At 47.5% G+C, this 7,353-nt stretch carries 6 protein-coding genes and 1 pseudogene; all 7 read right to left on the bottom strand.

Translation table 11 applies throughout. The annotated features are described in order from the left end of the window. A pseudogene (gene priA, locus GRP75_RS16115) lies at nucleotides 1-1,745 on the bottom strand (replication restart helicase PriA); the annotation flags it as partial. Continuing rightward, nucleotides 1,745-3,049: a bifunctional phosphopantothenoylcysteine decarboxylase/phosphopantothenate--cysteine ligase CoaBC gene (gene coaBC, locus GRP75_RS16110; RefSeq protein WP_023989307.1), complete on the bottom strand. Its 1,305-nt coding sequence runs from the start codon at nucleotides 3,047-3,049 to the stop codon at nucleotides 1,745-1,747. The pseudogene priA and the gene coaBC, both read right to left, overlap by 1 nt. Before the next feature lie 90 nt (nucleotides 3,050-3,139). Beyond that, entirely contained in the window at nucleotides 3,140-3,343 is a 204-nt protein-coding gene (gene rpoZ, locus GRP75_RS16105; protein ID WP_013310893.1) for a DNA-directed RNA polymerase subunit omega, read from the bottom strand. 122 nt (nucleotides 3,344-3,465) lie between these two features. Continuing rightward, complete coding sequence (gene gmk / locus GRP75_RS16100; protein WP_013310894.1) at nucleotides 3,466-4,038, bottom strand: guanylate kinase; 573 nt, start codon at nucleotides 4,036-4,038, stop codon at nucleotides 3,466-3,468. Nucleotides 4,039-4,052: 14 nt separating this feature from the next. Then, nucleotides 4,053-4,313 carry an extracellular matrix/biofilm regulator RemA gene (remA, locus tag GRP75_RS16095; RefSeq protein WP_005548256.1) on the bottom strand — a complete coding sequence of 87 codons (261 nt, stop codon included), beginning with the start codon at nucleotides 4,311-4,313 and terminating at the stop codon, nucleotides 4,053-4,055. A 2-nt stretch (nucleotides 4,314-4,315) separates the two neighbouring features. Beyond that, entirely contained in the window at nucleotides 4,316-5,257 is a 942-nt protein-coding gene (locus tag GRP75_RS16090; RefSeq protein ID WP_160789803.1) for a YicC/YloC family endoribonuclease, read from the bottom strand. A 35-nt stretch (nucleotides 5,258-5,292) separates the two neighbouring features. Continuing rightward, entirely contained in the window at nucleotides 5,293-7,179 is a 1,887-nt protein-coding gene (locus GRP75_RS16085) for a bifunctional homocysteine S-methyltransferase/methylenetetrahydrofolate reductase (RefSeq protein ID WP_160789802.1), read from the bottom strand. Between the last annotated feature and the right edge of the window lie 174 nt (nucleotides 7,180-7,353).

Below are 7,353 nucleotides of genomic sequence, written 5' to 3'. Positions count from 1 at the left end.
ATAACCACAGTAATGGCAACGTAAATTGTTCGACCGCTGATGATACGTAAGCGAAATATCACAATGCGGACAACCCGCGACATAGCCACAGCTACGGCACATGACGAACGTGGAGTGCCCACGCCGATTCAACAGTAGTACCGTCTGCTCCTTACGCTCTAACCACTCTGCAATTCCATTATGCAACGCACGGCTGAACATAGAGCGGTTGCCAGCACGCAGTTGCTCACGCATAACCATGATATGTACTTCGGGTAACGTGTTCCCCAATGCGCGAGTTGGCATTTCAAGCAGCAACGGCTCAAACTCGTCGTTGCTTTGTGAGCGAGCCGCATAGTAGCTTTCCAGCGACGGTGTTGCCGAGCCGAGAATAACGACAGCCCCATGCTGATGGGCTCTGCGAATGGCAACATCACGCGCATGGTATTTAGGTGTCTCTTCCTGCTTGTAGGACGTTTCGTGCTCCTCATCCATAATAATAAGACCTAACTCACGAAAAGGCGCAAATACTGCCGAGCGAGCACCAATCGCCACTTTCACACGGCCTTCGCGTATTTTGCGCCACTCATCGTACCGTTCCCCCCGGACAACCTACTGTGCATCACTGCTACCTGATCGCCAAAGCGGCCTTTAAAACGTTCTACCATTTGTGGGGTTAACGATATTTCAGGTACCAGTACAATGGCCTGACGATTCAGCTCAATACAACGCTGAATCGTCTGTAGATAGATTTCCGTCTTACCGCTCCCTGTGACTCCATGCAACAAATAAGCCCCTTGCTCACGCGTGTCCAGCTGGCGAATAATCCGTTCATATACCGACTGCTGCTCTACTGTGAGAGGGAGTGGCTCTGTAGGCTTGAAGTGTCTGCCCCGGTACGGGTCGCGGAACACTTCGACATCCTCCAGCAACACATAGCCCTTATCTTCCAGCGCCTTAACCGTTGCAGCAGACACACTCAGTGAGGTCATGACTTCCTTCAGCGACAGAGGCAGAAACTCGCTACGTTCCAGCAAAAAAGCAAGTACCTCCCGCTGACGCTGCGCTTTGGTAGAAAATTGCTCCAGCGCCGTTGATGCCTCGTCTATGCCGATAGCCAGATCAACGGATTTCATGGTCTTTTTGCCAAGTTTGTCTATAATAACTTGACTTTCCTGAAGCACACCCCGGCGTAACAGTGATTTAATAACCTCTGCTTCCTCAGGGAAACGTCGACTGAGTTGCTGCAATGGGACTTGCTCCTTCTCCTGAATGAAGCTAACAATCCGACGCTCCGTCGGATCACTCATACCATCGTCGGTCAGAAGTGCCCATTCGAGTTCATCGCCCTGATTCGGTTGTATAGTACGCTGTGGATGCGTTAACTCATGCTGTTCGGCAATTGAGATATAACGTTCTGCCTTGCCCTTGAGCGCGGTAGGAATCATCACTTGCAGTGCCATAATTTGATTACAAGCATAACGTTCGCTCATCCATTTGCCCAGTTCGACTAGGTCGGCAGATAAGGGTGGTACCAAATCCAGCAACTCCTGGATCGCTCTCATCCTGTATTTCGTTGGATCATCAGCTGGGACTACCGAGATGACAAAAGCCTGCACCGTCCGTTTGCCAAATGGTACAGCTACCCGGCTACCCGGCTCAATCCAAGGTCTCATTGAGTCTGGTATCAGATAATCGAAGGTGCGGTCCGTATCCTTGGCAGGTACATCGACAATGACCTTGGCAACTAAATTGCCCGTCTCCATTAATGCAGCACCCCACCCATGCGTCCCGCGGCTATAGTAAGCAACTTACGCGCAACTTCTTCCTTTGACTGTACAGGAATACGCTCTACGATCCCGCTTCGGTCATAAATTTGAACAGCATTTGTATCGACGCCAAAACCAGCACCATTCACAGTTACATCGTTTGCCGCGATCAAATCACAATTTTTACGTTCTAATTTATCTATCGCATACGTCTCCAAATGTTCGGTTTCAGCTGCAAAGCCAATTAAAAATTGATGTTTCTTACTCTGTCCGAGTGACTCTAGAATATCGACGTTCTTCACTAGCTCTAGCGTAAATACACTATCTTTTTTCTTGATCTTGGTCTGTGCAATCTCACGTGGTCGATAATCTGCAACTGCAGCAGCCATAACGACCATATCGCTCGTTTCCCATTGCTTTAATACAGCGGCGTACATGTCTTCAGCTGACTGGACTCTTTCAAGCATAATACCAGCAGGCGGTTCCGCGCTGGTATTGGCAGCAATCAAGTGCACCTCTGCACCCATCTCCTGAGCCACTTTTGCAATGGCAAAGCCCATTTTGCCAGATGAATCATTTGTGATATAACGCACTGGATCAATTCGCTCTATCGTGCCTCCAGCCGTTACAATGACTTTTTTGCCTGAAAGCACCGATTCATTCTCATTCACAAGTGACTCAGGCACTTGAGCCTCCATAGATTCGCCACCAAACCATCGTGGTTCAGACTTGATGTTGGTTTTTTGTTCCTGAGCTTGCTGATCAAAAAAGCGCTCTATGGTTTGCACAATTGTGTCCGGCTCTTCCAAACGTCCTTTGCCAACGTAACCGCAAGCCAGTAATCCTTCACCAGGCTCAATCATCTTCACGCCACGTGATACAAGCGTCTCCATATTTTGCATGACTGCCGGATGAGTGTACATATGTACGTTCATCGCAGGGGCCACCATAATAGGCGCTGTTGTAGCCAGCAGCGTTGTAGACAGCATATCATCAGCAAGACCGTGCGCCATTTTCCCGATAATATTCGCAGTTGCAGGAGCAACAAGCACCAAATCAGCCGCATCCGCCAGATGAATATGGGATACGACTGACGGCTCTCTTTCATCAAATGTGTCACTGTACACCGGATTACGAGAGAGCGACTGCAACGTAAGTTCGGTAATAAACTCCTTGGCAGAGGCCGTCATAATCACATGAACCTCGGCTCCCTTTTGCGTCAACCTACTGCACAGCGCAGCCCCTTTGTAAGCAGCAATTCCGCCAGTTATACCAAGAATAATAACTTTTCCCTTCAACATCGTTAACTCCCCCTGACCTAAAAAAATAACAACCTTGCGGTTGTCAAAGGAATTGGCATTGCGCCCGGTTATAATAGTTGTGTATAATTCTTACTCGTCTTCGCCGCTTTCAAGACGTAGATGATCCGCGTAAATCTCTTCCAATGCCACTCCAACCTGTTTGTGGGATTTAGGATTCTTGAGAGTCGTCTTTTCACCCTCGCGCAACTGTCTGGCACGACGTGAAGCCGCTACAACCAACGAATACTTACTATCTGCCTTTTTCATCATTTCATCAATGGAAGGATACAGCACGAATAGACACCTCTTCATGTAGTTTTGGGACTGTATAAGCTGAACTCCAGTGTACACCTTCAAGCTCAGCTTATACAGTATTATTTCTCTTTAGGTACGCTTGGCATATGTAAAGCCCTCGTTTAAGGATGAACCTTACAATGTTCGGCGATAATAATGGATTCTATTCGTTTACAAGCGAAATCAATCTCATCATTGACGACCGCATAATCATAGTGACGCAACAAATTCATTTCATCCACAGCTACCGACATACGGTGGTCTATGGTCGCTTGAGTTTCTGTGCCCCGTCCCCGGATTCTATCCTTTAATTCGTCTAGCGAAGGCGGAAGCAGAAAGATGAATATGCCTTCTGGAAATTTTTCTTTAACCTTTAGCGCTCCCTGAACTTCAATCTCCAGAAAAATATCTTTTCCCTGCGCAAGCGTCTGATCTACAAAATCACGTGGAGTACCATAATAGTTCCCTACATACTCAGCATACTCCAGCATTTCATCTCGTTCAATCATACCCAAAAATTCTTCACGCGTTTTAAAAAAATAGGTCACTCCATCCTGTTCGCCTGAACGAGGTGTTCGAGTTGTAGCAGAAACGGAGTATGTTATCTCTGGTAGCTTATCACGCAATGCGTTGCCTACCGTCCCTTTACCGACACCCGAAGGTCCGGATATTACAAATAATAATCCCTTAGCCATAGTACACTCCATTTTTATTCGTCATTGTCATCATCTTTAGTGGATAGGCGATGAGCAACCGTCTCCGGCTGCACCGCAGACAGGATTACATGATCACTGTCTGTAATAATAACAGCCCGCGTCCGGCGGCCATAGGTAGCATCAATTAGCATATGACGGTCCCTGGCTTCCTGTATAATCCGCTTGATCGGAGCAGACTCCGGACTGACGATGGAGATAATTCGGTTGGCCGACACGATATTGCCGAAACCAATATTGATCAATTTGATTGCCATATTCAGGTCTTTCCCCCTATACATGTGACTCTTGCAGCCGTGCCGCTACCAGGTAGCCACTCAATATTTGCAGCCTGCTCACGAATTTTCTCGAGCTCTGCTTTCATCTCAACGACCAAATTAACCAATGTGAGATGATTAGCCTTGGAGCCGATCGTGTTGACTTCCCTGTTCATTTCCTGGATTAAAAAATCTAATTTGCGACCGGCCGGCTCGTCTGACAGCAGCAATCCCTTGCACTGTCCAAAGTGACTTTGAAGCCGGGTAAGTTCCTCATCAATATTGCTGCGATCCGCGAATAACGCAATCTCCATTCCGAACTTATGTTCATCAAGCGTAAATGAACCGTCCTGAAGCTCTTTAAGCCTGTGTTTCAGCCTGTTACGGTAGTCGCTCACAACATGAGGAGCCAGCACCGTCATTTCATGATGCAGGGATTCCAGCCGTAAAATACGGGATTCCACATCTTGCGCCAAATGCCCGCCTTCTCGCCTTCTCATCTCCAGTAAACCTTGCAAAGCTTCATTCAAAGCTCGCTGTAGTTGCTCTTCCCAGTCCTCTTCGTCTCCATGGCAAGCCTCTCCAGGCTCACCCAGAACGTCAGGCAAAGCAAGAATATCGCTTATCCCTAACGTTCCTTTCACTCCATAACGATCCGCCAGCTGCTCCGCTGCATGCAGGTAAGCCTGCACCACAGTGTCATTCAACCGCGCGGCGGGCATCTGTTCTTCATCACGTTCTCTGTGGATGAAGACATCGATACGACCGCGTTTAATCTGCTGTTGAACCGTTCTTCTCAAGCCATCTTCGTAACGAGTCCATTCGCGCGGAATTCTCATCATCACTTCGCAATAGCGGTGATTCACCGATTTCAATTCCAAGCGCACTTTATAGCCCTCATAATGAAGGATGGCTTGACCGTATCCGGTCATACTCAATGACATCGGCATCACATCCATTATACTATTGTAATTGATTATTATAGTCGAAACAAGGGGGCCTGTACGCGGCCTGATTTTTGCCATACGTAAGAAGTCAATTCAGCTGTCATTTCATAGAACATAAATGGAGTCATAAAATAGATACCATTAAAATGTTCCATTGCCGTATCGAGTAACTCCTTGGCAATAGACACGCCCATTGCTCGTCCTTCCGGACCCTCTAGACCAGACATACGTGCACGCACCTCATCGGATAACTGAATGCCTGGCACTTCATTGTGCAAGTATTCTGCATTGCGCCCACTAGCCAGCGGCATAATACCGATAAAAATCGGTACTTCCAAATGTCGTGTCGCTTCCGCGATGGCTGCAATGAGCTCGTGGTCGTAAACGGGCTGAGTCATAACATAATCAGCTCCGGAGGCAATTTTCTTCTCTAATCGCTGCACGGCTTTACCCAAATGCTTGACGTTAGGATTAAATGCGGCACCTACCACAAAATTAGCCTTCTGCTTCAGTGGCTTACCGGAAAATGCAACACCATCATTTAATTGCTTGATCATGCGTATGATTTCAAAAGAGGTCATATCATACACCGAACTGGCGCCTGGCAAATCACCGAACCGCGCCGGATCGCCAGTAACCGCCAGTACATGGTCAATACCGAGCGCGTCAAAACCCATCATGTGGGATTGAGTACCAATCAGATTGCGATCACGACATGCTATATGAATTAATGGGCGCAAACCTGTTTCAATACTGACCAAATGTCCAAGCGCCATGTTGCTCATACGAGTAACTGCAAGCGAGTTGTCAGCCAGTGTAAGTGCGTCGGCCCCGGCTTTCTTCAACGCATGAGCACCTTGCATAAACCTCGTAATGTCCAGATCACGCGGAGGATCCAGTTCTACAATGACCGTATGTCGTTCCTTAACCATATCCACAATGTTGGGCTCGCTGGTATGTCTGCCATTTCCTCGTTCCCCTTCATCTGCAATCTGCTCTGCCACTTGAAAGGACTCTTTCGACAGAGCTTCTTTTGAAGCCAGCGGAGGCGGTTGCAAACGGTTCAAAGCTTTTGAGATAGCTGCAATATGGTCCGGTGTAGTTCCGCAGCAACCACCGAGCAGCCTCGTCCCCAGGTCTACAAAGGACTTGGCACATTCTCCAAAATATTCAGGTGATGCACCGTATACATAGTGACCGTCCACATAATCTGCTAGTCCCGCATTCGGATATACGGACAGCGGTACAGACAAAGGGCCATCCAGCTGCTCCATTACACTCATAATTCCCTGCGGACCCGAGTGACAGTTAAATCCAAGGATGTCTGCCCCCTCATTACGCAGCACCGAAAAAGCTTCCGCAACTAAAAAACCATCCTGGGTACGACCAACCTGATCAACTGCAAACTGACAAATTACCGGAATGTCACTGTATTTACGTACACTGTGAAGCGCAATGCGTATTTCATCCAGTGAATAAAACGTTTCGCACAAAATGCCGTCGACCCCTTCGGAGAGAAGGGCATCAATTTGCTGCTCATAGTTTCTTGCCAGCTCCAGCTTTGATATGTTAAGCCGTTTGCCCCCACATATGGAACCCACCGCACCTACCACATAATGTTCAGGTCCGGCCGCAGCTCTGGCAATTCTCACACCGGCACGATTGATCTCTTCTACCTTAGATTCCAATCCAAACCGGGCTAACTTATAATCATTTGCAGAAAATGTATTAGTCTCCAGCAATCGAGCTCCTGCACTTAAATATTGAGCATGCACGTCTGATATAACGTCAGGCGAAGTGATGTTCAGTTCTTCGAAAGACGTATTTACTGGAAATCCTAGCTGGTATAAAAAAGTCCCCATTGCGCCGTCTCCGACAATAATTTCACGATTCAGCACAGTACGCAAATCCGGTTTCATGTCCTCTGCTCCACCCCGCTCTTTATTTTCATACTAATGTAACATAAAGAGACTACAAACATAAGCCAAAAACAAAAAAAGCCGCCCCACTCCCCGACAAAATGATATCAGGAGTGAAACGACTTGATTTATCTTTTCTATTTCCTAATACATTTTCATGGCATTTTCCCATCA

The sequence above is a fragment of the Paenibacillus sp. OT2-17 genome, assembly GCF_009827695.1.
In the GTDB taxonomy this organism is placed as follows: domain Bacteria; phylum Bacillota; class Bacilli; order Paenibacillales; family Paenibacillaceae; genus Paenibacillus; species Paenibacillus polymyxa_B.
Note: the sequence above shows the minus strand (reverse complement) of the source record. Positions and strands in the feature narration are given on the sequence as shown.

Excerpts from the sequence above, each read along its gene's own strand:
- coaBC (WP_023989307.1), bottom strand. The coding sequence starts at position 3,049 with ATGTTGAAGGGAAAAGTTATTATTCTTGGTATAACTGGCGGAATTGCT.
- gmk (WP_013310894.1), bottom strand. The coding sequence starts at position 4,038 with ATGGCTAAGGGATTATTATTTGTAATATCCGGACCTTCGGGTGTCGGT.
- remA (WP_005548256.1), bottom strand. The coding sequence starts at position 4,313 with ATGGCAATCAAATTGATCAATATTGGTTTCGGCAATATCGTGTCGGCC.
- GRP75_RS16090 (WP_160789803.1), bottom strand. The coding sequence starts at position 5,257 with ATGTCATTGAGTATGACCGGATACGGTCAAGCCATCCTTCATTATGAG.
- GRP75_RS16085 (WP_160789802.1), bottom strand. The coding sequence starts at position 7,179 with ATGAAACCGGATTTGCGTACTGTGCTGAATCGTGAAATTATTGTCGGA.